This window comes from Peijinzhouia sedimentorum (assembly GCF_049340005.1).
Lineage (GTDB): Bacteria > Bacteroidota > Bacteroidia > Cytophagales > Cyclobacteriaceae > CAXBDP01.
Map to the genome: position 1 here is coordinate 115,909 of NZ_JBMPIY010000006.1, position 25,138 is coordinate 141,046.

The window sequence follows — 25,138 nt, forward strand, 5'->3', positions numbered from 1 at the left end:
GAGTTGTGCTCCATGCTACTCCTCTAGCCGTAACGACTCCATTACCTAGATTGGTTACTTCCCCTCCGCTGGTTGCATTGATTACGGCAATATTGGAAATTTCTTTGGTTGTGACCGTAGGCATCACAATTTCTGGTTTAGTAGTAAACATATCGATGAAACTACTATAATTTGTACCTGCCTCGTTGGTAGCATATGCTCGAACATAGTAAGTTGTATTAGGATTTAGGCCAGTAAGCTGGCTTTTAAAAGGACCTAACCCCAAACTATCGGCAGTAAATGAATCATTAAGAGTAGGAGGGAAAGATGTACTCCAGAGAACCCCTCCAGCAGAAACGGTTCCATTTCCCAAAAAGGTAATTTCACCCTCAGCTATAGCACTTGTTGAACCAATGTTGGATACCGTTATCATGCTAACATCAGGGTAGAGTATTTCCAAAGTAGTAAACACAATTTCGTTTCCATAAGCTGTACCTGCCTCGTTGGTAGCATATGCTCGAACATAATAAGTTGTGTTTGGATTTAAGTTAATAAGTTGACTTGTAAAAGCCCCTAATCCTTCTCCGTCGGTTGTAAATGAGTTATTTATCGTAGGGTTTGGAGTTGTGCTCCATGCTACTCCTCTAGCCGTAACGACTCCATTACCTAGATTGGTTACTTCCCCTCCGCTGGTTGCACTGGTTGCACCGATGTTTGAAATTGATGCAGTTGTTAAAATCAATTCTGGCTTAGCAGTAACAAACATAACTTCATTCCCATAAGCTGTACCTACCTCGTTTGTAGCATATGCTCGAACATAGTAAGTTGTATTAGGAATTAATCCAATAAGCTGGCTGGTAAACGGCCCTAATCCCTCCCCATCAATTGTAGTTGAATCACTAATGGTGGGATTTCGAGATGTGCTCCAGCATACTCCTCGGGCGGTAACGACTCCATTACTTAGATTAAATATTTCCCCTCCACCTGTTGCTGACATGTCTCGAACATTTATTATTTTTTTTGTCAATAATGGGTAATTGCCACTAGTATTTATTCTATACTTTGAAAGTACTTCTCTCATTTCCCGAATGGTTCTTGCATTATTTGCTAAATTAGGATGGCCGGTAGGGTATCCTTTGTGTAATACATCAGGGTTTGAAAAATAGGGTAGATTGACAACTATTGAACTATCTGCATAAAAATGACCGCCGAATGACATTTCATCCGCAAAAAAAGGATATTTATCGAAATATAAAATATCTGGATGCGGTTCATCGGACTTCCACTTCCAACCTGCTGACCATGTATTCTCAGGCCAATCTCCCCAGGTATTAGGTCCAGGATCAATTGTTTGTTCCCAATTATGTCCAGCTCCAAAATTATGACCTATTTCGTGTGCTAAGACACCTTTATCATATCGCCATGAATCAATGCCACAAACATTAAAAGCACTTAATTCAGAAGCTCCGGTTTTTCTTCCTAACGCACTGGCGACACCACCTGCTCCCATGATTTCAGCAACTAGAGTTACTAAATCGGCATTGTAGGCGTCTCTTAATTCATGGATTTCATCCATATATCCATCATCTTTTCCCTGTAATCTATAAAGGGCATCAGTGAAGTTTGTTACTGTGTTAGGGTTGAAAACGTAATCTGTTAACCCTGAATAGACAAGTGATACTTGAGTGTAAGTTAAACTGTTTTCTAAACATAAATTTAAATAAGCAATTTGGTTAGCTGTTATATTTTCAATTCCATTTGAATGCTCGTTAAACCACTTAAATGCTTCGGGTGTGTAAACTACCATTAGGTCGATGTTAATAATGGAGTCTCCAATATCCGTAACTTTATTATTGGGTATTAAGTGCTCAGATTTATGTTGATGTATAGTTTTGGGCTCCATGGCATCAAAATAACAATAAGCATCTGAGGCTAAATTATTTAACTGATTCCTATTTTCACTGACTTCAATTACAGCTATTCCAGAAAGATCTTTGGTGAAAAAATTATATTCCTGATTTAGTTCAGGTATTTGAATAATTCCCGTACTTAGGCCATTCGTTGTAGAAAGAAGCAAATAACCCATTGAATACATTTGAAACCTTGCTCTTACTGTAGTAGTATTATTTACATTTGTGCTAATTTTATCTATAATTACTATAAAAATTTCATCAAACAAATTTAAACTAATAGTATTACCTATTTCAAGGTTTCCCATTGCTACAGATTTATTCAAAACAACAGTTTTCTTATTTAAAGAAGGGATACTATCAATTCTATTAGAGTTAAAAACATCTGAATCAGCAATTGGAATAAATAAATTAAAATCTGCTTTTTTATTTAGATTAATATTTTGTCCACTAAGGGTTTTAACTGTAAATAAGGGCAAAATAATTATTAATAATACTATTCTTAAATTGTGCAAATATTTCATGAGAATTTATTTAACTTTCTTTGCAAGGATTCTCTATTTCGATTGAAACTTCATTGACACTAAATTAAAAATTAATTTTTAATCATTAGTGTCCGACTAAAATTAAAAGTAGAGAAAAGTCTTTATTAGAGTCGATTTAGGTGGATATTTATTTGATTTTAAAAAACAAAGCCCCTATGTGGGAAAAAGTGAAGGTTGGTTGAGTGCATTTACCCTTTGTTTTAGCCCTTTTTCTGGGTTGATTAGGTGGACGTAGCTGATCAGATAGAATCTGACCAATGCGACCATATTAGAAAATGCCCATCTTCTTTTGGCCATTTTTCTGATTACCTCCATAAGCAAAAGAGAGATCAAGGAACACCATATATGGATTTCAATTGCATTTTGATTGTCTCCTAAGAAGTATTTTAATGGGAAATTTTGCTTGAGTTTTTTAAACAGCAGTTCTATCTGCCAGCGATACTTGTATATGGCGGTAATGATGGATACGTCGAGTTCAAAATTATTGGTCATAAAAACCAATAGTTTTGGATGCTGTTCATGTCAAAAGACTATCCTACGAAGTTTTAGCGGTCTTTTTTCGTTGTTTACTTTATAATTGATAGTAATGAGCTCATCTTTTAGGATTTCTTGCTCGTTGTATTCGGGAAGCTCTATTTCTTGTAGGCTTTTATAGCGCGTATTATCTCTCATTCTGGTGATGAAATAAATCTCTCTGTCAGTCCATTGGGCATATTGAAGGTAATCTGTATAACCCTAGTAGGTTCTTCTAATCTGGAAACAACCCCTTTCGTCTTGATTGATTTTAACTCTTTATCCCAGATTTTGATTTGTGAGAAGGTTGAAAAAGAAACCCCAATCAAAATAATTAAAACAATATATTTTACTTTCATAATTTCACTTTTGCTAAGACCTTTTCAAACTCAAACACGTTTCGCATCTATTGTAATAAACTCCTCATCGTCAAAACTATATAAAAGTAACCCATCCCAAAATAAAATCCAATAGTGCTATTGTAATATTATGAAGAAAATTGAAATGAGAATTGGCCTAGCCTAGTTTCCTCGCATCCCCCAAAGCCTTCACCAATTGCAAAGTATCAATTTTGAAGGCGCAGTCGAAATGGCCTTTGGGGCAGTCTTTGAAGCCATGTAGGCCACAGGGGCGGCAGGGGAGGGATTCTTTGATTTGGATAATTCGCTTAAAGCTGGAGAGTGGTCCAAAGCCAAACTGTGGAATAGTGGAGCAAAATACCACAGCTACCGGCGCATCCATGGCAGATGCTAAATGTAGCGGAGCTGAGTCATTTACATAATTCAAAATGGCACCTTTCATCAAAGCGGCAGATTGCAATAGCGATAGTTTTCCGCAGAGGTTTACCAGCCTGCTATCGTTCGTTTCGGAGATAATGCCATTTACCAGCTCGGCATCATTGGGTGCGCCGAGTAGATATATCTTTCCTTTGAAGTCCAAATGACGGATTAAGTCGCACCACTTCTCAGTTGGGTATTGCTTGGTGTACCAAACTGAGGCGGGTGCTATGCAGATATAAGCTCCCTGTTGAAACTCGGCAATTTTTTGCTTATCCGCTTCCGAAGGGTATAGCTTAGGCATACACGGCTTTTCATCCGTCCAGGGTAAGATCAATTGCTGATTGCGGCTGATCTCATGTGTGCCATCGCCTACTTCATGGCTTACCCGGTATTTGAATAGCGCAGAAAAGGGATTTTTACGAAAGCCCACTTTGATTTTGGCTTTGGACAAAGTGGTGAATAAACCCATAGAGGCAAATCGCTGTAGGTTTACGAGCAAATCGTATCGCTGCTGTTTTACCTCCCGCAAAAGCTCCCGCCAATGTCCGTACTTATCGGTTTTTTTATCCCAGACCAACACTTTTCGGATATGCGGGTTTCCATCCAAAACCGATTCATTTCCTTTTCGACACATAAAATCGATGGCACTTTCCGGATAAAATCGACGTAATTTTTCCACCAAAGCCGTAGCCAAAATCACATCGCCGATAAAGGCCGTTTGGATGATCAGGATAGAGTGGATCTGGATTTTCTTTTTCATTGGAGGCTTAAAGATAAGACTTCCCTTCAAAAGGCAATTTGCCATATAGTTATTTTGTAAGTTTGTACAATTTCTAGCGATGACCGATTACGACATTATTACATTAGACAATGGCATTCGGGTGGCCTTCAAACCCAATCCGCATAGCCATATCGTACACTGCGGCTACATAATAGATGTAGGCAGTCGCGACGAACAACCGGGGCAGGAAGGGCTTGCACACTTTTGGGAGCACATGGTTTTTAAAGGAACCTCCCGCCGCAATTCCTTCCAGATTATCAATAGACTCGAAAGCGTTGGCGGTGAGCTGAATGCTTATACAACGAAAGAAAAAATCTGCTTTTATGCTTCGGTTTTAGATCAGTTTTTTCCACAAGCTGTGGATTTGCTTACTGATATTACTTTCGGTTCTATATTTCCTAAAAAACAGCTTGAGGTAGAGCGAGGCGTTATTTTGGAGGAAATGTCCTTGTATGAAGATACCCCGGAAGATGCTTTACAAGATGTATTTGATGAAGTGCTTTTTGGCAAGCATCCATTGGGCAATAATATATTGGGTAGCCGCGAAACCGTCCGCAGTTTTTCGCGGGAGGATATGCTGCAATTTGTGCATCAGAATTTGCGTTCGCAGCAAATCATTTTTTCGATAGTAGGCAATTTGCCCTTGAAAAAAGTGAAATACTATGCCGAGAAATTTATCGCGCAAGTGCCTGTATTGAGTGGCCGAAAAGTACGGACGCCTTTCGAGAAATACGATCCCAAATCAGTGAAATACGAAAAGCCGATTACTCAAGCGCATTGTGCTATTGGAGGCTTGGCTTATCCGATCAATCACAAACATCAGCTCGACTTTTTTATATTGATGAATCTGCTGGGCGGCCCGGCAATGAATTCACGCTTGAATATGGCTTTGCGTGAGAAAAACGGTTTGGTTTACGCTATAGAAGCATCTTATCAGCCCTACTCGGATACTGGCAGTATGGGAATATTTTTCGCTACTGAGCCCAACCAAATCAATAGGGCGATTCGTTTAGTGATGAAGGAAATCAAAAAACTTCGCGAGCAGCCTTTGGGCATTATGCAACTGCACCGTGCCAAAGCGCAGATTAAAGGGCAATTGGCGATGGGTGAAGAGAATAGCGGAGGTATGATGTTGATGATGGGTAAAAACCTGCTTGAACTAGGCAAAATGGAAAGCATTAACAATATTTTCAGCCGAATTGATAATATTTCGGCCGAAAGGCTGATGGATATTGCCAACGAAACGTTAGAACCGAGTAAATTGAGTATATTAACTTTTGAGCCTGATTGAGGTGAAAAGTAATTTTTTGGTCAAAAAACGGTTATTCAATTAATGGAATTTATTGACGTTAAGCTTCAGGAATATTGCGAGCAGCATTCAGGAACGGAAGCGGAAGTGCTGAAGAAGCTCGATAGAGAAACGCATGCAAAAGTAATGATGCCTCGAATGCTTTCAGGGCATTTGCAAGGGCAGTTTTTGGCGATGATCTCGAAAATGTGCCAGCCCAAACGTATATTGGAAATTGGAACATACACCGGCTATTCGGCCATTTACCTTGCCCAAGGTTTGGCAAAAGGCGGGAGGTTGATCACCATCGATATCAATGAGGAGCTGGAAGAAATGGCCAATCGCTATTGGACTGAAGCGGGTGTACGCGAAAAAATCGATTATAGAATTGGTAATGGGCTGGAATTGATCCCGGATATTGATGGCCCTTTCGATTTGGTTTTTATCGATGCGGATAAGAAAAACTACTCCAACTATTACGACCTAATCATTGATAAAATGGCTCCTAGCGGAATAATCCTAGCCGATAATGTGCTGTGGAGTGGAAAGGTAATCGACGAATCTGCAAAAGATAAGGATACTGTAGCCATAAAGGCCTTTAATCAGAAAGTGCAGGAAGATGATCGAGTGGAAAATATGCTCCTCCCGCTCAGAGATGGAATAATGATGGCAAGAATGAAGAAATGATTAAAAGAATCAGCGTCATATTACTTGGATTTCTACTGATAAGCAATGCTTTTGTGCAGGCTCAAACCCCAACTGTGCCTTCAACATTAAAGTTTGGCGATATGACTTTGGAGCTGGACAATAAAGTGCGGGGGGAAATCCAAGTGGATGTGGATCGTCTGTATCGCAGCCCTACGTATTTTCAAAGCTTACTCGATCGCGTAAATCTTTATTTCCCTATCATCGAGACCGTGTTTAGAGAAGAAAATGTGCCTGATGAATTCAAGTATTTGGTAATCCAAGAAAGTGCTTTGATTTCGGATGCCGTATCCGTTTCCAATGCCGTTGGTTTTTGGCAATTCAAAATGGCGTCTGCCCAAGAAGTAGGAATGCGGGTGGATAGGCAAATAGACGAGCGTGCCCATATCGAAAGAGCCAGTAGAGGAGCTGCAAAATATCTCAAGCGTAATAATCAGACCTTTGACAATTGGTTGTATTCATTGCTATCCTACAATGTAGGTTTGGGTGGAGCTTTGTCTATTGTGGATAAAAAGTATTATGGCTCTCGCAAAATGCCTATCACTAGCAAAACGCATTGGTATGTGAAGAAATTCTTGGCGCATCAAGTAGCCTTTGCAGGCCGAACAGGTCTTGCGCGTCATCCTGAATTGGCGCTATATAACCTGAAAGGCAGTCCGGGAATAGCACTTGAAAAGATTGCGGCAGACTATAGCTTAGATCCCAAACTAGTACGCGACTATAATAAATGGCTCAAAACAGAGAAAATCCCACAGGGTGGAAGCTTCGATGTGATATTGCCGGTAGCGCATCAAAATGAAAGAGCAATTGCTCAGCTGACAGGTAAAACCTATTTAGAAAATACACGAATTCCTGTAAATCAAGATATTCGATCGGTTTCCCAGCCGGCAAGAAGTACAGCGAGATATCAGGTTCGAAATGAAATGGAGGCCGTGTTGGGTCAGCGAAATGACACGCAAAAGGAGTTGGCGAAGTTGGGTGGAATCTCAAGGAGAAAATTCAGGAAGTATAATGATCTATTTAGGAAGGAAGAAATTCGACCTGGACAGATTTATTATTATGAAAAGAAAGCAAGAAAAGCAGAACAGGAATATCATGTGCTTCAGCCCGGACAAAGTCTTTGGGAGGTATCGCAAGCGCATGGAATCCAAATGGGAAGGCTCATGAAATTGAATAGAATTGAGCCTGATGAAAAGGTAAGAGATTGGCGAAAGCTTCATTTGCGGAAGCGCATTAAGAAAAATCAGCAAGTAGAGTATGTTAGAAATACTACTCAATTCGCAAACAATTCAACAAGTAGTAATCGAAGATCAAATAGCCAAACAAGTAGTAATTCAAGTAATACAATTGAACGCTATGTGCCTTCTGAGCAAGGTTATGCTATACCAGCGGGGCACAACAAAATCAACTATACAGTAAAGCGTGGCGACAATTATTTCAATATCGCAGCAAGACACGGAGTATCGATGGACGATGTATTGATATGGAACGATGCCAATGCTTCACAGGCACTTAAAGAAGGAACAGTTTTAGTAATCTATGTAGATCCAAATAAGAAAAAATTACCTCCCGCTGGTCCGGGTTCTTATTATGAAGTGCAGCCGGGAGATACGCTGTCGGCCATTTCCAGAAGAACTGGTGCAAGTGTCGCCAATATCAAAGATTGGAATGGCTTGAAAGATGATATTATCCACCCCGGACAAAAACTTCGAATTAAGCTGTAAAAATTTATTTTGATTGTATAATTGCAAATCGCTTAGCTCGTTTAAGAAGCTGTATTTTTAATTTAATAGATATCCGATCTTGCGTTTCTTTTTAATTTCACTATTCATCTTCATTTTTTCAATTCCTATCTATGCGCAAAGTGATACTACTAAAGCGGTGGTAGAGGTCGATTCTGTTTTGGCAGCAGACACTGTGAAGTATTGGTCTAAAACAGGGAATTTCAGACTCAATTTCAGAAACGTAACTTTGAAAAACTGGAATGCGGGTGGATCGAGCAATATTTCTGTAGGAGGAGAATTGCGATTAGGAGCTGTTAAGGAGAAGGAAGATATTACATGGACAAGTGATTTGCTGTTTGCTTATGGCTTGATTCGCGAAAGTAGCAGTGATTTTCCTTTCAAAAAGAATGACGACCGTATTTTACTCAACACTAAATACAGTCATAAAATCAACGAAACTTGGTCGCTTTCATCCATTTTAAACTTCCGTACTCAATTCGACGATGGTTATAGATATCGAAGAGATGCAAACGCCGATAGAGAAACGCGTACTTTCTTATCCACTTTTATGGCTCCAGGTTACTTGCAAGGCTCCCTTGGACTTACCTTGAAAAAGGTAGAATGGTATTCCGTGACTATGGCTCCCTATACAGGAAAGCTCACCTTTGTGTGGAATGATAGCCTTTCGAATGCAGGAGCCTTTGGTGTGGAAAAGGGCGAAAAAAGCAGATTGGAAGCTGGTTCAAGTATTACGACATCCATTAAGAAAACGCTTTTTGAAAATGTAAAAATCACCAGCTTGCTCAACTTGTTTGCCGGCTATGAATCGTTCGAAAAAGTGGATGTGAACTGGGAAGCCTTGCTGGAATTGAAGGTAAATAAATTTATCACATCTAGTGTATCGGCAGTGCTTATTTACGATGAGGATATTGATGTGAAACGGGATGATGGCACCACTGGGCCAGCCGTTCAATTTCAGAATGTAATCAACGTTGGATTTAGTCTCGACCTGAATGGGAATGGGAAGTAAGAGGTTTTTTGCTCAATTGAATTGTTGACAGATCTTTAAAATTCATTTTTTACTATGCTTTGAATTACTTTTTCTAAATCATCCAAATCTTGGGTGGCATAGTAAATCCTTTCCATTTTCACACCATGATAAACGTGAATAATGAAATTTCTGAATGATTTTGGAATATGCCATGGATAATCATATTTGGATAAAATACGTTCATCAGTATGTCTTATCGCTTCACCAATGATCAAAAACTGATATTGTATTGCACTTTGAATTTTTATATCAACTAAAAATGCGGCTTCGTCCACATCGGCTACAAACTCCTTGATTAACTTAATAGCTTCAAGAACATGCTCAAATCTTTCTTTAGGGTTTGGCTTAACCATAGATTTTTAACAGGTTATTTTTAGCCGATTTCAGCGCAAATTCCTCTAATTGCCCTTTTTCGACAAGATCTACCTTTCTGTCAATTTTGTTTTCTATGTTGTGGGCAATATCCAGTAGGTCAAACATAGAATATTGTTTCTTGTCATTGAACTCGATAATAATATCTACATCACTTTCTGGTTTTTCTTCACCAATTGCCATCGATCCATAAAGCCAAGCAGCGGCAACTCTTCCGTCTATTTGCAGCACCTTTTTGATTTCAGTTACGATTGCAGCTAAGTTCTTTTTGGTGGGAGATAGATAGCCAATTTTTTCCTCAGCCACTTGCAAAGCTCTTAAAGCCACATCTTCGTCTCCAACTTCATACAGTAGTTTGTCCGAAAGCCATGCAACGAGTAAATCACTTTCCTTCACATTAAAATATTGCGCAAGTTTTACAACAGTTCCGCGGCTTGCATTGCGTTGCCCTCTTTCAATTTTGCTCAAAATGGCCTGGTCAATATCGAGATATGCAGCAACTGTCCTTAGGGGCAATTCCTTTTCTAAGCGGAGTTTTCTTATCGTTTCACCTAGGCTATCCATATTCATTATCCACAGTGAGAATTTTGCAAAAATTATTTTGACTAATTTTGTCAAAAATACTTAAAAATTTGAAAAACTCACTGACGCGTTTTTGCAAAGTGTGCCTATCTATTTTCTTTTCTACCGAATCAATTGCAATTGGCTTATATAACCTGTGCATTTTTTCGCTTCTCTTGTATACCGGATTGCAAATCCTGGAATTGAACCAGCAATCTTTGCAAAAGCGCTTCAGAATAAATCGAAAAATATCATAGCTATCATTCAATCAATATCATCCCTACCTAAGAAAGGCAAGATGGTTAGACAATTCGTAAGCTTTATTTGAGATTCAAATTGTTGTGAATATTGGATAATTAAATAAGATGTCCTAGGAATTTGATTGTTGTTGTAAAGGGTAAGTTTTGTTCATCATCAATTTTGACCGTTCATTTTGTCATTTTGCTATTTTATCGATCTCTTATTTTTATAAAATTAGTTATAAAATTAGATTTATAATCTAATCAAGTAACGAAAAAGCTTAAAAACTCTTTCATCAGAAGTAGCTTGTGGGGATATGATTCCTACGGGAGTCATTATTTGATAGAATAAATTGTAATCCAACCATCGAATGATACGGTTATTTTCTGGCCTTTGCTTATTCTTATGCATTAACTTTATGTCCTGTACCTCCGAGAAGGGAGTGCAAGACATTTCCTTTGCTCAGCCTGATACTTTAGTCATTCAAACTAATGTAAATTTTTTAACATATTATGATCGAAGTTATACTTCTACCATTGAGGAAGATCAAATTATTTTTTATGGCTTTAATCATACTCGAAACACGATTGATAGAATAAACCTTAGTACGGGTGAGATTGCCAATTTCAAACCTTGTGATCCACTTGTCAGCCTTTATTCAGGTTCAGCTGTTGGTGTTTATGGACAAGACATAATTGTTCAGAATTTTCGTACTAACTATCAACATTTTCAGATCAACAAAGAAAAAAACTGCTTAAAACTAATAGCGGAAATTGATTCCAAAAGTTTAGCTGGAAATAGTATTGTTGTGAATCCAGGTTTAGATATAACAATCTCCCCATCAATTAAACCTGCGTGGGTAAACCAGGAATTCATAGAAAGTTTTTACCCATTTGTGTTTGATGAAATTCCAAGGATGGTTAAGATAAACCCAGACAGCAAAACTGTTAGAGCATTGGACGTAGCATTGCCGGATGAAATAAAAGAAAGACTTAGGCCATTCACGGATATAGCCAAACCCTTAGTCAGTGCTATTGATGATACTAAGGTCGCCTTTATCTTTCCTTTTTCAGATTTACTTTTTACTTACAATCTCACTGAAAAAAAAATAAATTTTGCATCGGCACCTGGTGAATTCATTAAAGGAGAGGTTGAATTGCCAGGTGAAAATGAAGACTTACGGGTCTGGCACGTTAGAAGGAGCAATTTTTTTCACAATCTGATATGGGATCCTTCCCGAAGAGTTTTTTATCGTGTTGAGGTTACATATAATCCTAATGAAGATTTAAAGAAACCCAGTTTCTTTTTTAACCGTCATCATATCTCTGTAATTTCTGAAAATTTGAGTTTAATTGGTCAAGTAAAGGTTCCAAAAAACTGCTTCTCCATTCCCATCCCAATGGGTGATAGGCTTTATTTTATGTTAGCTCAAAACATGGAAGAGGATGCTATTATGTTTGTTGGCATTCCTACACCTGAGAATTAGGAGTTTTTATTCTAATCAGTCTAACTGGCGCGTTTTTGGAGATTGGCTAAATATTAATTGATTTCTAATTCTATTTTCGGATGACTATGCGGGAGGATGATTTGTGCTTTTCCATTATCCCACGGTTGAAACCATGGGCTATGGCCATTTTCCTTTCACTAAAAAAAATCCGTGAAATCTGTTAATCTGTGAAATCCCTGCCTGACAGGCGTGATTCAGACAATTGTCCAGAAGGATGATTTGTGCAATTCCATTACCCTATAGTGGAAACCTCAGCCTTACTTCTCGTAAGTATAAAATCCCTTACCGCTTTTTCTGCCATGAAATCCGGCATCTACTTTCTGTTGCTGTATTCTACTTGGGCGGAATTTTGAATCTTGATAGAAGGAGTTGAACATCGAAGTAGTCACTGAAAAATTGGTGTCCACACCGATTAAGTCCATCAAACGGAAAGGACCCATTTTGAACCCACTCGCTTCCATCAATCTGTCTATGCTTTCGTGTGAGGCTACATTTTCTTCAAGCACTTTGAGGCTTTCCACATAGAAATGACGGGCAACACGGTTTACGATAAAGCCAGGAGCATCTTTGGCCATTACTGGAGTTTTGCCCAGTTTCAAAGCAAGCTCATAAATAGTATTGGCTACTTGTTCATCAGTGGCGGCACCGCTAATTACTTCTACCAATTTCATGATATGCGCAGGATTGAAAAAGTGCATGCCAACCAAATTCTGTGGGCGACTCAATCCAGCACCAATTTGAGTAATCGGGATGGACGAAGTATTGGTTGCCATGATGCAATGCTCATGGTTGATTTCTTCCAATTTGCGGAAAATGCTCAATTTCACATCCAGTTTTTCCACTACCGCTTCCACGATCAAATCGGCTTTGCAATCTTCAAGCTTTTCTACATAGCTCAGGTTTTTGAGCGTAGCTGCTTTACCAGCTTCATCGAGTTTACCAATTTCAATAGCCTTATTCAGGTTCTTTTCTATTTGCTTGGCAGCTTTCTCAAGCATAGCGGTAGATATATCGAACAGCATACAAGTGAATCCATTCATGGCCGCCACTTGTGCGATGCCCAATCCCATTGTTCCTGCGCCTATTACTGCTATACTTTTGATCTGCTGCGTCATAATTTCAATTGGTTAATAAGGTTTTTATCCTCCCGCTTTATGTAAACTGCTTGAGGAATCGGACGTCATTTTCGGTGAAAAGTCTCAAATCCTTTATTTGATATTTCAGCATGGTAATGCGCTCCAAACCCATTCCAAATGCAAATCCCGTATATTTTTTACTGTCAATACCACAATTTTCTAAAACATTCGGATCTACCATGCCACAGCCTAATATTTCTACCCAGCCCGAGTATTTACATACATTGCAGCCTTTGCCGCCACATATTTGGCAAGAGATATCGCATTCAGCGCTTGGCTCAGTAAATGGGAAATAGGAAGGACGAAGACGGATTTTCACATCCTTGTCGAAGAACTCTTTGGCGAAATGATAAAGCGTTTGTTTCAAATCTGCAAAGCTTACATTCTCATCTACATACAAACCTTCCACTTGGTGGAAAATACAATGCGCCCTTGCCGAAATAGCTTCATTCCGAAATACACGTCCCAATGAAAGTGTGCGAATGGGTGGTTTTTGATTTTCCATCACCCGTACCTGTACCGATGAGGTATGAGTACGCAATGCAATATCTGGATTTTTCTCTACGAAAAACGTGTCCTGCATTTCACGTGCTGGGTGATTTTCGGGAAAATTTAATGCGGAGAAATTATGCCAATCGTCTTCGATTTCAGGCCCTTCCGAAGTATTGAATCCCAATCGGCCAAAAATTTCGATAATTCGGTTTTTGGTAGCGGTAATCGGGTGAATACTTCCCAAGCTATCAGGAATAGGCGGGAGGGTAAGATCAATGGGGGCGGCTATAGATTCATCCTTTTTGGCTTCCAGTGCATCGATAAGCTCTTTAAATTTTTCTTGTGCTGCATCCTTCACTCCATTGATGGCCGCGCCATAAGCTTTGCGTTCTTCAGGAGCTACACTTCCCATTTTGGCAAACAATTCTCCCACTATGCTCTTTTTACTTATAAAGCGCATTCTGAACTGCTCCAGCTCTTCTTCTGAATTGGCTGTGAAATTTTTAATTTCTTCTGTAATGGATTGTAACTCGACCAACATAAAGATGTAAATTGAACTTGAAAGCAAAAATACACGGCATATCGTGAAATAAATAGTTATCTGATAGAATATGATAGATTCCAGTGAAAAGAATGGGTTTGAGATGAATTGGATTCCGAAGTTATTGGAAAGCTCGCGAGAAGCCGGTGATATTCTTATGCACTATTTCGATGGGCATAGTCCACTACGGGCAATGGAAAAAGCCGACGAAAGCCCAGTAACCCAAGCCGACTTGCAAGCCGATAAATTTATTAGAAAGGTGCTGTTGGACATTGCGCCGTCTATACCTGTGATTTCTGAAGAACATAGCCTGCCGAGCGATCAAGAGATTGCCAAATTCACTAACTTTTGGTTGGTCGATCCGCTAGATGGCACGAGAGCTTTTATGCGTGGCTCGGGTGAATTCGCAGTCAATATTGCTTTTGTGCATCAACATGAACCTGTTTTTGGAATTATCTACTTACCATTTACTCAGCAGTTGTATTGGGGGCATGTGGGTAAAAATGCTTTTAGAAGCGAATCAATTACCAAGGATGGAAAAAATCCGCATACGGAGGAAATTAGCATTTCGGGTAAAAAGAAAGATTTAACGGCCATTTTGAGTCACATGTATGCACAAACAGAGCGGGAGGAAATATTGGTGAATTATCCTATTACCAAATGGGTAGGAGCCTCCAGTGCACTTAAGTTTTGTAGGGTAGCAGAAGGAGCCGCAGACTTGTACGCCCGAAAAGGTCGTACTATGGAATGGGATACCGCTGCCGGTCAAGCCATTATTGAGGCAGCGGGAGGAATAGTGACCAATCCATACACAGGAGAACGAATACGCTATAAAAAGCCTGGTATGGACAATGGCCCGTTTCTGTGTTCAGGGATGGGAAGTTAATAAGGGTTTTTTCTTATAGCCTGGCATCAACTTTATCCTTCGGCAACATCCCTTTAATATCGAATACTACAGAATAAGTATTTTTCAGCGCATCGATATCTAAGGTCTTAAATTCCTGATGAGCTACTGCAAGAATTATCGCATTGTATGAACCTGTAGGTTTTTCTACTAGGTTGATTCCGTATTCGTGTTTCACCTCATCTTTGAGCGCATAAGGGTCATATACCTCTACGTTGATACTGAAATTACTCAGCTCTCTCACAATGTCTACTACTTTGGTGTTTCTGATATCAGGACAGTTTTCTTTGAAGGTGATGCCTAAAATCAAGGCTCTAGAATCTTTAATTTTATCGCCTTTTTGCACCATCAATTTCACCACTTTATTAGCAATAAAAACGCCCATATTGTCATTGATCCGACGACCTGAAAGGATTACTTCCGGATAATAACCGAGACTTTCAGATTTTTGAGTGAGGTAATAGGGATCCACACTTATACAATGTCCACCTACCAAACCCGGACGAAATGGAAGGAAATTCCACTTAGTGCCAGCCGCTTCTAATACATCCAAGGTGTCGATGCCCATTCGATCGAAAATCAGCGATAGTTCATTCATAAAGCTGATATTCACATCGCGCTGAGAATTCTCAACAACTTTAGCCGCCTCAGCTACTTTCATAGAAGCAGCTTTGTGCGTGCCAGCTGTGATTATTTGCTTATAGAGTTGATCTACTTCTTCTGCAATATCCGGAGTGGAGCCGCTAGTTACTTTTTTGATAGTAGGCAGGCGATTTACCTTATCTCCAGGATTGATTCTCTCTGGTGAATAACCGCAATAGAAGTCCTGATTGAATTGCAGCCCGCTATACTTTTCAAGCATCGGTACACAATCTTCTTCTGTGCATCCAGGGTATACGGTCGACTCATATATCACGATATCGCCTTGCTTCAATATAGTCCCAATCATTTCAGAAGCTTTGAGCAAAGGCGTAAGATCAGGATTCTTGAAATCATCAACTGGCGTAGGTACAGTTACAATATAAATCTGGCATTCTTTGATGTCCTCAAGTTGAGAAGTAAAGCTTAAATGTTGGGCTTCTTTCAGTTCCTCACCATCTACTTCCAAAGTGCGATCGAAGCCATTATTAAGCTCAACCACACGCTCCTTATTGATATCGAAACCAATTACTTCACGGATTTTGCCAAACTCTACCGCTAGGGGAAGGCCAACATAACCCAAACCAATTATACCTATTTTCTTATTGCTAGTTGATGTCATGAATCTTATTGAATTATAAGCTATTGCTCATTTTTATAATATTGCTTATACCACTCTACAAATTTTGTCAAACCTGTTTCGATGCTGGTAGCAGGCTTAAAATCCACCTCCCGCATTAGGTCGTCCACATCAGCAAAGGTAGCCTCTACATCTCCATCTTGCATGGGTAAAAACTCTTTTTTAGCTTCCTTGCCCAAAGCTTTTTCCAATACCTGAATAAAGGTCAGTAACTCTACGGGTTGATTATTTCCAATATTGAATATTCGATATGGCGCAAAACTACTCGATGGGCTCGGTTTGCTTCTATCCCAGTTGGGATTTGCTATGGGTGCTTTCGGAATCAGGCGAACAATTCCTTCAACTATATCATCGATATACGTAAAGTCTCGTTTCATTTTACCCTCATTGAAAACCTTGATTGGCTCACCTTTTAATATGGCTTTTGTAAATAGAAAATAAGCCATATCTGGTCTGCCATACGGGCCGTACACAGTGAAAAAGCGCAATCCCGTTACAGGAATTTGATACAAATGGGCGTAAGTATGCGCCATGAGTTCATTACTTTTTTTGGTAGCAGCGTATAAGGAAACCGGGTGATCTACACTATCAGTTGTGCTAAATGGCATTTTGGTATTAGCGCCATAAACCGAGCTTGAGGAAGCAAAAATTAGGTGCTTTACGGGATAGTGACGGCAAGCTTCGAGTATATTCAAAAAGCCTTGCACATTGCTTTCGATGTAAGCGTGTGGATTTTCTAAGGAATATCGAACGCCTGCTTGTGCAGCAAGGTGCACGACAAATTCAGGATTTTCACTTTTGAAAACTTCTAAAACATCTTCGGTATTCTTGAGATCAACATGATGAAATGTAAAATTAGAATCTCCTTTTAGCTGATTGAGTCTAGCGTGTTTGAGGCTTGTTTCGTAGTAGTTATTCAGATTGTCCAAACCAATTACCTGCATGCCTTGGGCTAGTAATTGACTGCTGAGATGATAACCAATAAAACCCGCAGCACCAGTTACCAATATTCTGGTATTTTCCTTCATATTATCTATTTCCGAAATTATAATGCAATTAACGGCAAAAATAGAAAAAAGCAGATAAGGAAGTAGAATTCTCTTTCCACGTATTATTCCTCCCGCTTATATCGAAGCCTTTATGTATCGAAAAATTTAGTGCTATATTAACCTTTGAAACCACAATGAAATGAAATGATGAAACAAAAACTATTAGCATTGGGGATGGCCTGCCTTCTTTTTGGTGGGACTTCCCTTGCGCAGCAAAACCCTAAGGTTTTCAAGGGAGCCACTATCCATACTGTGTCGGGCGACCCTATTGAGAATGGGGTATTAATTGTGCAAAACGGAAAAATCACCGCTGTAGGTGGAGCTCAAACGAATATTCCATCAAATGCAGAAATAATTGATGTAAGTGGAAAGGTAATTTTACCTGGACTGGTTGATACGCATACGCACTTGGGTGAAGGTTCGGGTGGTGATGGTTCCTCGGCGCTCAATCCTGATGTTCGTATTTATGATGCCATAAATGCTCGTAGTGATGGCTTTAATAGAGCATTAGCCGGTGGAATTACTACAGTGAATGCCATGCCAGGTTCAGGTCATTTGATGAGTGGCCAAACAGTTTATTTGAAAATGCGTGAGGCTCGTACGATCGATGATTTGATCATTACCAACAGAGAAGGCGTATTTGGCGGAATGAAAATGGCAAATGGTACCAACCCGATAAGGTCTATGGGCCCATTTCCAGGAACAAGAGCCAAGAGTGCAGCAATGGCTCGTGATTTATTTGTGAAAGCTCAAGAGTATAAATCCAAGGTAGAAAAAGCGGGAGGTGATGCGACTAAAATGCCCGAGCGAAATCTGCAAATGGAAGCAATGATGGAAATATTGGAAGGTAAGCGAATCGTCCATTTCCACACCCACCGCCACGATGATATTATGACAGCAATTCGTCTTTCTCAGGAATTTGATTTTCGTCTTGTACTACATCACGTAAGTGAAGCTTGGAAAGTAGCAGAAGAAATTGCCAAAGCTGGCGTACATGCTTCTATTATTTATCTGGACTCACCGGGTGGTAAATTGGAAGCAGTAGATTTGCGCCCAACCAATGGTCGTGAACTTGAAAAGTATGGTGCCAATGTAGCTTTCCATACCGATGATGGTATTTCAGATTCACGCTTTTTTATCAGACAAGCTGCTTTTTCTGTAAAAGAAGGCATGTCCAGAAAAGCCGCCATCGAAGCATTAACCATTGCAGGAGCTAGAATGATGGATCTTGACGATCGTATTGGGACACTAGACAAGGGAAAAGATGCTGATTTTATCATCCTTTCAGGTGATCCATTCAGTGTATATACTCGTGTAGAGCAAACTTGGGTAGAAGGGCAAAAGAGATTTGATCTAGCAAACCCAGAAGACAGCTCATTTGCCAGTGGAGGCTACGATGTATATAGATCGAATATGCATATTCATCATCACCTAGAAAATTAAGAATAAGAAAATGAAAAAGTTTAATATATATAGAATTGCATGTTTGCTAATGCTCGGCATGTTACCCATGTTAGCAAATGCACAAATTGCAGTGAAAGCCGAAACGATTTATACCATGGAAGGTCAGGCCATTTCCAATGGTGTAATTTTGATCAGAGATGGAAAAATCCAGCAAGTGGGAACTGCTGCTCAAGTAAGTATCCCATCGGGCTATAAAGTGCACGAAGCAAAAGTTGTAACACCAGGACTTGTAGATGGTCACTCGGTGGTTGGTTTGGCGGGGATTTTAAATGCGCCCGGTGATCAAGATCAACTGGAAAAATCATCACCAATTCAGCCAGACTTAAGAGCAATTGATGCCTACAATGCAAGAGAGGCCTTAGTAGGTTATGTTCGCAGCCAAGGAGTTACCACAATGCATACAGGCCATGGTACGGGCGCAATCATAAGCGGCCAAACGATGGTAGTGAAAACTGTAGGCGAAAATATAGATGAGGTAACCTTAGTTCCTGAGAAAATGCTTGCCATGACCTTGGGTACAATGACAACCGGTAATTTCAGTTCGCCAGGCACAAAAGCCAAGGTAATTGCCATGCTCAGAACAGAGCTACTTAAGGCGCAAAGCTATCTCAAGAAAATGGAAGATAGCGACCCAGCAAAGCATCCTTCGAGAGATTTGAAAATGGAAGCACTTGCGAAACTCCTGAAAGGAGAGACCAAAGCGCTAATCACGGCAAATACAGCTTCCGATATTCAAGCTGCTCTTCGTTTGAAGGAGGAATTTGGTTTCAAACTAGTATTAGATGGAGCTGCTGAAGCTTACAATTTTATAGAAGAAATTAAAGCTTCTGGAGCTGAAGTTACCATCCACCCAACAATGGCTCGCTCAACGGGAGATATGAAAAATATGAATATGGAAACGGCAGGGAAATTAGCAAGTGCCGGTATTCCGGTTAGCTTGCAGAGTGGTTTCGAAGGCTATGTGCCTAAAGCCAGAGTCATTCGTTTCGAAGCTGCCGAAGCTGTGAAATTTGGAATGGATTATAATGAAGCATTAAAATCGATTACCATCAATCCAGCCAAGATTCTTGGTTTGGATGCCAGAGTTGGTTCAATCAAAGCCGGTAAAGATGCGGACTTGGTATTGTACGATGGCGATCCATTCGAATACCTTACTAATGTATGCATAGTGATGATCAACGGAGAAGTGGTTGAATCACAATGTGATTGATTACTGAAATAAAATCTGATAGGAAAAGGGAGGCAACTGGCCTCCCTTTTTTATTTCCTTTCGCTGATATTAATATTCGGGATCAAGCCCAAATTTATCAGCCATTTCTCTAAGAAGCGGATGCTTTTCTAGTAGGAAGGTGAATTTCTCAGAACTTGTATAAGGTCTGCGTTCTTTAGCTTCTTCCTCGTTGATTTCAGCTTCAAGTACAATCTTTCTATTCTGATTTTGATGTTTCAAATGCTCCATCAAATCCACCTTGAAATCTTCGAGAATTCCCTCCTCAATATTATTAATCAGATTGATTACAACCTTGTGTTCTTCAACCAGTCGTATTTTTTTGTTGGCAAATGTTTGAAGCAATGCTTTACCATTGTCTTTTCTTTTTTCGAAAAACTGTAGCCAAGTTTCTTGCAACTTCTCAATGGTGAGGGGAAGATCTTCCTTGATATTTAAACTAGAATTTTCTTCTTCCTTTACTTCATTTTCAGCATTTATTGCAGCGTCGTTTTTGGATGGAATCGTCGGTATTTTTTTTAGAGAAAGGCTAACTTTCTTCTTTGCCGGGGTGTTTACTTCAGGCCTTTTGGCAGAAGGAGCAGGAGGAGTGTTTTCTGCTTTAGGTACTTCTACTGGCTTGTTTGAGCTCTCAGTAGCATCATCAGCTATTTTTTTTTTAATACCGGCTCCGATTGAGCAAGAAAAGCAAGTTGAATAGCATCTTTTACGTGAGCCATTTTCAACAAGTAAATTTCCAAATGCAATCGCTGATTTCTGCTAGCTTTATATTGCAGATCACATTGATTAGCCAAGTTGATACAGCTTAGCAAAAAGGAGATGGAAGTTTTCTGCGCTTGTTGGATATAGAGTTCTTTTACACCGTCGCTCATTTCAAGGAGCTTATGGGTGCGTTCATCTTTACAAACCATTAGATTGCGGAAATGCTCTGCTAAGCCTGTAATAAAATGATGCCCGTCGAAGCCTTTCTTAAGAATGTCATCCAGCGTAAGTAAAATAGCTGAATTATCACCTGCAAGCAATTGATCTGTGGCTTTCAAATAATAATCATAATCAAGAATATGGAGGTTTTCTACTACTCGATCGTATTTTACTTTACGATCAGATGAGTAGGTAACAATTAAATCGAAAAGTGAAAGTGCATCCCTCAATGCGCCATCAGCCTTTTGAGCAATTAGGTGTAAAGCTTCATCCTCAGCTTCGATATTCTCCTGATCTGCTATGGCACGTAGGTGCATTACAATCTCCTTCACCTGTATCCGATTGAAATCGAAAATCTGACAGCGCGATAGAATAGTTGGAATAATCTTATGCTTCTCTGTAGTTGCCAATATGAAAATGGCATAGGAAGGAGGCTCTTCCAAGGTTTTCAAAAAAGCATTAAATGCTTGATTGGAAAGCATGTGAACCTCATCAATAATGTAGATTTTGTACTTACCATTCTGTGGGCCATATCGTACTTGATCTACCAAGTTTCTAATATCTTCTACGGAGTTATTAGAAGCAGCATCTAGCTCCCGAATATTGAGCGAGGCACCTGTATTGAAACTCAAGCAAGAGTCGCACTCATTGCAAGGCTCCATATCAGCTGATGGATTTTTGCAATTGATGGTTTTGGCCAATATTCTAGCGCAGGTAGTTTTACCAACACCTCTTGGTCCACAAAACAAGAATGCCTGAGCAAGCTGATTATTTTGAATTGCGTTTTTTAAAGTGGTAGTAATATGCTCTTGTCCTATTACCGAAGAGAAAGTATTAGGGCGATATTTTCTAGCCGAAACAACAAAATTTTCCATCGTTGCAAGATAAAGAAAATGACTTCAACTTGGAGAGATTATATATGAAATTTGGCAGTATTCATTCAATTTTCGAAACCAATTAACCTATTCCTCCCGCTACATTATCGTAAATGAAAAAAGCGATTGATTCAAAATGTGAATCAATCGCTTTGTAAATATCTTCTTTTGATTTTCGTTATGCTCCTTCTGCAACCACTTCTTTTACTTCATTCGGCAGCATTCTTTTTAGCAGATTTTCTATACCTGCTTTCAATGTAATTGTAGATGAAGGACATCCACTGCATGAGCCTTGAAGCAATACTTTTACTACACCATCATTAAATGAGTGAAAGCCAATAGCGCCGCCATCTTGCTCCACAGCCGGACGGATATATTCATCTAAGATACCTTTGATTTTCTTTACCGTTTCGGAGTCACTTTCATCAAACAGCGGATCTTTGCTCAAATCTTCCTGAATCACAGCTTTGCCTGATTCTAGATATTTTTTCACATGATCTCTAATGAAATCTTGCACATCCATCCATTCGACTTCGGCTTTTTTTGTAACGGTGATAAAGTTACTCATCACAAATACACGTTCCACGAAGGCATAATTGAAGAGTTCTTGAGCCAATGGGCAATTTTCGGCACTTTCCAATGTTGGATAGTCGAAGCTCATGCCTTCAGGCACCAACATAAAATTGGCGACAAATTTTAATGAGTTTGGATTTGGGTTTGACTCCAAGTAAATGGTAACCGCTCTTTTATATTCTTTCAGCATAGTAATTCATTTTTAGAAACAACAAAATCAATCTTAATAAGTTCTGTTGCTCGAGAATTATGCAGTTTTGTCTGTTTCTACATTTTCGTAACCTGGCGTGGTGGAGGTATCGAGCATATCTTCACTATGCGCTACCACCATTGTCACTGTGGCATCACCCGTAACGTTTACCACAGTACGACACATATCGAGTGGCCTATCTACCGCAAGGATCAATGCCAAGCCGGCAGGATCAAGTCCAACAGATTCTAATACGATAATAAGCATGATAATACCTGCACTTGGTACGGCTGCTGCGCCGACCGAAGCTAATACTGCGGTAAGCAAAATAGTAATTTGCTGACCAATACTTAAATCTAAACCAAATGCTTGCGCAATAAATACGGCAGATACACCTTGGTGAATACTTGTGCCATCCATGTTAACAGTAGCGCCGAGCGGGAGGACAAAGCTGGAAATCTCTTCCTTTACACCTAGATTTTTCTCCACACAATCCATTGTTACAGGCAGAGTGGCAGCACTGGAACTGGTTGAGAAGGCTAAGATTTGTGCAGGTAAAATGGCTTTGAAAAAGCCGAAATAGCTTGTTTTGGTAAACATCTTAAAGATGAGTGGATAGATAACAAACACCATCATTGCCAAACCGAGGATTACGTTTCCGCTATACACACCAAGTGCACCTAGGAGATTGAGATCTAAGTTTAAACTTGCCAAAAGGGCAAACACACCCAATGGGGCATAGAGCATAATAAAATCCACGATTTTTAATATGATGGAATTTACTCCATCAAAAAAGGCCTTTACTGTAGCAACCTTTTTGGGTGGTGACATTACCATAGCTACGCCAAATAATATTGCAAAGAATATTACTTGAAGCATGTTGGTATTATTGGTAAGTGCAAAAAAGAGATTATCGGGCACTATATTCACTAAAGTATCCAATGGGCCGGCATCAGTTACGCCTTCAGCGCCTTGGATTCGTGTGTCCATATCGGAAGCGTAAGCTGCTCTCAATTCCTCCCGCTTACTTGGGTCTAAGAATTTGCCGGGCTTAATAATATTAACCGAAACCAAACCTATTACTACAGCGATTACCGTGGTAGCCAAATAGAATATAATAGTTTTGCTTCCAATTCGGCTAAGCTTGGATACATCTGTAAGATTGGAAATTCCATCAATTAGGGAAACCAAAACCAACGGAATGGCTATGAGCTTAAGTGAATTTATAAATATGGTACCGAATGGCTTTATCCAGTCAGCTGTGAAATCTACCAGTCCAAATGACGGTGCAACGAGTCCCCAAACTAAGCCCAGCCCCATACCAATTAGTATTTTGGCATATAATGGCATAGGTTTTTTTTCCTTCAGCATATATTTAATCTAAATAGGCTACAAAATAGAAATACGAAAGCTATTGATTGCTCTGCTGCGAATGTCACAACACACAAACAAGCCTACAATTTTGAAATTTTATTCCTTAAATAAAAATCTGCTATGACGATTGCAGCCATTGCTTCGACTATTGGTACTGCACGTGGCACTACGCAAGGGTCGTGACGTCCTTTTCCGCTTACAGTTGTTGTATTGCCTTGCTCATCCACACTTTCTTGATCTTGCATTAATGTAGCCACAGGTTTGAAAGCCACACGGAAATAAATATCCTGGCCGTTGCTGATGCCACCTTGAATGCCACCGCTATGATTGCTTGTAGTTATTATTTTATCGCCTTCTTTTTTGAAAAGATCATTATGAGCAGATCCATTCATTTCTACTCCTTCGAAGCCGCTGCCGTATTCGAAGCCTTTTACTGCATTGATGCTTAGCATGGCTTTGCCTAATTCGGCATGCAGTCTATCGAATACTGGTTCGCCAAGTCCGGTAGGCACTCCTTTGATTACCCCCGTAATCACTCCACCAATGGTGTCTCGATTTTTACGGGTGGTGTCTATCAGCTCGATCATTTTTTCGGCCATTGCTGCATCCGGACAGCGGACGATATTATTCTCGATACTTTCTAGATCCAATTCCTGATAGGGTTTCTCAAGTTTGAGCTTGCCCACTTGTGAGACATAGGCTTGGCAAGTAATGTTTTGTGTATTGAGGAGCAATTGAGCTACAGCACCAGCGGCTACTCTTGCCGCAGTTTCTCTTGCAGATGACCTTCCGCCACCACGATAATCACGCACGCCATATTTTTCGCTATAGGTGAAATCGGCGTGGGAGGGACGGAATTTGTCCGCAATGTGGCTATAATCATTGCTTTTGGCATCGGCATTAGGAATCAACAACATTATCGGAGTTCCTGTGCTTTTGCCTTCGAATACACCAGAGAGGACTTGAAAAACGTCATTTTCCTTGCGCTGCGTGGTGATGCGAGACTGCCCAGGTTTCCGCTTTTCTAATTGCGCTTGAATAAATTCCTCGTCAATTTCTAAGCCTGCCGGGCAGCCGTCTATTACTACGCCAATAGCTGGGCCATGTGATTCACCAAAAGTTGTAATGCGAAATAGCTTACCGTACGTATTGGACAT

25 protein-coding genes are annotated in these 25,138 nt (G+C 39.9%); 9 read left to right on the forward strand and 16 right to left on the reverse strand.

What is annotated here, in order from left to right:
• From ACOXY8_RS10245 to ACOXY8_RS10265, 5 genes are all read right to left on the reverse strand, one after another.
• Positions 1-2,413, reverse strand: a 2,413-nt coding sequence (locus ACOXY8_RS10245) for a M12 family metallo-peptidase (protein WP_458331493.1), incomplete at its 3' end; no start/stop codon positions are given.
• A 174-nt stretch (positions 2,414-2,587) separates the two neighbouring features.
• Positions 2,588-2,926, reverse strand: a complete 339-nt coding sequence (locus ACOXY8_RS10250; protein WP_458331494.1) for a transposase — start codon at positions 2,924-2,926, stop codon at positions 2,588-2,590.
• A 30-nt stretch (positions 2,927-2,956) separates the two neighbouring features.
• Positions 2,957-3,106, reverse strand: coding sequence for a hypothetical protein (locus ACOXY8_RS10255; protein ID WP_458331495.1), 150 nt, complete (start codon positions 3,104-3,106; stop codon positions 2,957-2,959).
• A complete protein-coding gene (locus tag ACOXY8_RS10260) occupies positions 3,103-3,306 on the reverse strand; it encodes a hypothetical protein (protein ID WP_458331496.1) in 204 nt (67 codons plus the stop codon). Before ACOXY8_RS10260 ends, ACOXY8_RS10255 begins: the two co-directional genes overlap by 4 nt.
• Before the next feature lie 157 nt (positions 3,307-3,463).
• On the reverse strand, positions 3,464-4,486 hold the full coding sequence (locus ACOXY8_RS10265; RefSeq protein ID WP_458331497.1) for a glycosyltransferase family 9 protein: 1,023 nt from the start codon (positions 4,484-4,486) through the stop codon (positions 3,464-3,466).
• A 79-nt stretch (positions 4,487-4,565) separates the two neighbouring features.
• On the opposite strand from ACOXY8_RS10265, the gene ACOXY8_RS10270 reads away from it, so the two are divergent.
• From ACOXY8_RS10270 to ACOXY8_RS10285, 4 genes are all read left to right on the forward strand, one after another.
• The gene (locus ACOXY8_RS10270) at positions 4,566-5,798 is read left to right on the forward strand and encodes a M16 family metallopeptidase (protein ID WP_458331498.1); all 1,233 of its coding nucleotides are present in this window, start codon (positions 4,566-4,568) and stop codon (positions 5,796-5,798) included.
• Between the two features lie 42 nt (positions 5,799-5,840).
• Positions 5,841-6,482 (forward strand): O-methyltransferase, encoded by a 642-nt coding sequence (locus tag ACOXY8_RS10275; RefSeq protein ID WP_458331499.1) that lies wholly within the window; start codon positions 5,841-5,843, stop codon positions 6,480-6,482.
• Positions 6,479-8,224: a LysM peptidoglycan-binding domain-containing protein gene (locus tag ACOXY8_RS10280; protein ID WP_458331500.1), complete on the forward strand. Its 1,746-nt coding sequence runs from the start codon at positions 6,479-6,481 to the stop codon at positions 8,222-8,224. Before ACOXY8_RS10275 ends, ACOXY8_RS10280 begins: the two co-directional genes overlap by 4 nt.
• Before the next feature lie 79 nt (positions 8,225-8,303).
• Complete coding sequence (locus tag ACOXY8_RS10285) at positions 8,304-9,254, forward strand: DUF3078 domain-containing protein (RefSeq protein WP_458331501.1); 951 nt, start codon at positions 8,304-8,306, stop codon at positions 9,252-9,254.
• A 35-nt stretch (positions 9,255-9,289) separates the two neighbouring features.
• Here ACOXY8_RS10285 and ACOXY8_RS10290 read toward each other — a convergent pair whose 3' ends face one another.
• The gene (locus ACOXY8_RS10290; protein WP_458331502.1) at positions 9,290-9,628 is read right to left on the reverse strand and encodes a HepT-like ribonuclease domain-containing protein; all 339 of its coding nucleotides are present in this window, start codon (positions 9,626-9,628) and stop codon (positions 9,290-9,292) included.
• The gene (locus ACOXY8_RS10295; RefSeq protein ID WP_458331503.1) at positions 9,621-10,211 is read right to left on the reverse strand and encodes a nucleotidyltransferase domain-containing protein; all 591 of its coding nucleotides are present in this window, start codon (positions 10,209-10,211) and stop codon (positions 9,621-9,623) included. Before ACOXY8_RS10295 ends, ACOXY8_RS10290 begins: the two co-directional genes overlap by 8 nt.
• A gap of 655 nt (positions 10,212-10,866) precedes the next feature.
• Between ACOXY8_RS10295 and ACOXY8_RS10300 the strand changes: the two genes are divergently transcribed.
• Complete coding sequence (locus ACOXY8_RS10300; RefSeq protein ID WP_458331504.1) at positions 10,867-11,934, forward strand: DUF4221 family protein; 1,068 nt, start codon at positions 10,867-10,869, stop codon at positions 11,932-11,934.
• Between the two features lie 278 nt (positions 11,935-12,212).
• On the opposite strand, the gene ACOXY8_RS10305 is transcribed toward ACOXY8_RS10300, so the two are convergent.
• Together ACOXY8_RS10305 and pheS are read right to left on the reverse strand one after the other, a co-directional pair.
• Positions 12,213-13,070 carry a 3-hydroxyacyl-CoA dehydrogenase NAD-binding domain-containing protein gene (locus ACOXY8_RS10305; RefSeq protein WP_458331505.1) on the reverse strand — a complete coding sequence of 286 codons (858 nt, stop codon included), beginning with the start codon at positions 13,068-13,070 and terminating at the stop codon, positions 12,213-12,215.
• Positions 13,071-13,107: 37 nt separating this feature from the next.
• Positions 13,108-14,124, reverse strand: a complete 1,017-nt coding sequence (pheS, locus tag ACOXY8_RS10310; protein WP_458331506.1) for a phenylalanine--tRNA ligase subunit alpha — start codon at positions 14,122-14,124, stop codon at positions 13,108-13,110.
• Between the two features lie 70 nt (positions 14,125-14,194).
• Here pheS and ACOXY8_RS10315 point away from each other — a divergent pair, with 70 nt between their 5' ends.
• Complete coding sequence (locus ACOXY8_RS10315; protein ID WP_458331507.1) at positions 14,195-15,010, forward strand: 3'(2'),5'-bisphosphate nucleotidase CysQ family protein; 816 nt, start codon at positions 14,195-14,197, stop codon at positions 15,008-15,010.
• A gap of 13 nt (positions 15,011-15,023) precedes the next feature.
• Here the strand turns inward: ACOXY8_RS10315 and tviB are convergent, their stop codons facing one another.
• The gene (gene tviB, locus ACOXY8_RS10320) at positions 15,024-16,289 is read right to left on the reverse strand and encodes a Vi polysaccharide biosynthesis UDP-N-acetylglucosamine C-6 dehydrogenase TviB (RefSeq protein WP_458331508.1); all 1,266 of its coding nucleotides are present in this window, start codon (positions 16,287-16,289) and stop codon (positions 15,024-15,026) included.
• A 20-nt stretch (positions 16,290-16,309) separates the two neighbouring features.
• Positions 16,310-17,335: an NAD-dependent epimerase gene (locus ACOXY8_RS10325; RefSeq protein WP_458331509.1), complete on the reverse strand. Its 1,026-nt coding sequence runs from the start codon at positions 17,333-17,335 to the stop codon at positions 16,310-16,312.
• Positions 17,336-17,500: 165 nt separating this feature from the next.
• Here ACOXY8_RS10325 and ACOXY8_RS10330 point away from each other — a divergent pair, with 165 nt between their 5' ends.
• Both ACOXY8_RS10330 and ACOXY8_RS10335 read left to right on the forward strand, forming a co-directional pair.
• Complete coding sequence (locus ACOXY8_RS10330) at positions 17,501-18,799, forward strand: amidohydrolase family protein (RefSeq protein ID WP_458331510.1); 1,299 nt, start codon at positions 17,501-17,503, stop codon at positions 18,797-18,799.
• 10 nt (positions 18,800-18,809) lie between these two features.
• Positions 18,810-20,030: an amidohydrolase family protein gene (locus tag ACOXY8_RS10335; RefSeq protein ID WP_458331511.1), complete on the forward strand. Its 1,221-nt coding sequence runs from the start codon at positions 18,810-18,812 to the stop codon at positions 20,028-20,030.
• A 69-nt stretch (positions 20,031-20,099) separates the two neighbouring features.
• Here ACOXY8_RS10335 and ACOXY8_RS10340 read toward each other — a convergent pair whose 3' ends face one another.
• Positions 20,100-20,447, reverse strand: coding sequence for a hypothetical protein (locus ACOXY8_RS10340; RefSeq protein WP_458331512.1), 348 nt, complete (start codon positions 20,445-20,447; stop codon positions 20,100-20,102).
• A gap of 28 nt (positions 20,448-20,475) precedes the next feature.
• Between ACOXY8_RS10340 and ACOXY8_RS10345 the strand changes: the two genes are divergently transcribed.
• Complete coding sequence (locus tag ACOXY8_RS10345; RefSeq protein WP_458331513.1) at positions 20,476-20,748, forward strand: hypothetical protein; 273 nt, start codon at positions 20,476-20,478, stop codon at positions 20,746-20,748.
• On the opposite strand, the gene ACOXY8_RS10350 is transcribed toward ACOXY8_RS10345, so the two are convergent.
• The 4 genes from ACOXY8_RS10350 to aroC all read right to left on the reverse strand — a co-directional run bounded on the left by ACOXY8_RS10350 (position 20,696) and on the right by aroC (position 25,138).
• Positions 20,696-21,844, reverse strand: a complete 1,149-nt coding sequence (locus ACOXY8_RS10350) for a DNA polymerase III subunit gamma/tau (protein ID WP_458331514.1) — start codon at positions 21,842-21,844, stop codon at positions 20,696-20,698. The genes ACOXY8_RS10345 and ACOXY8_RS10350 overlap by 53 nt on opposite strands.
• Positions 21,845-22,022: 178 nt before the next feature.
• Positions 22,023-22,607, reverse strand: a complete 585-nt coding sequence (locus ACOXY8_RS10355; RefSeq protein WP_458331515.1) for a NifU family protein — start codon at positions 22,605-22,607, stop codon at positions 22,023-22,025.
• Between the two features lie 57 nt (positions 22,608-22,664).
• Entirely contained in the window at positions 22,665-23,978 is a 1,314-nt protein-coding gene (locus ACOXY8_RS10360; RefSeq protein WP_458331516.1) for a dicarboxylate/amino acid:cation symporter, read from the reverse strand.
• An 83-nt stretch (positions 23,979-24,061) separates the two neighbouring features.
• Positions 24,062-25,138: a chorismate synthase gene (gene aroC / locus ACOXY8_RS10365; protein WP_458331517.1), complete on the reverse strand. Its 1,077-nt coding sequence runs from the start codon at positions 25,136-25,138 to the stop codon at positions 24,062-24,064.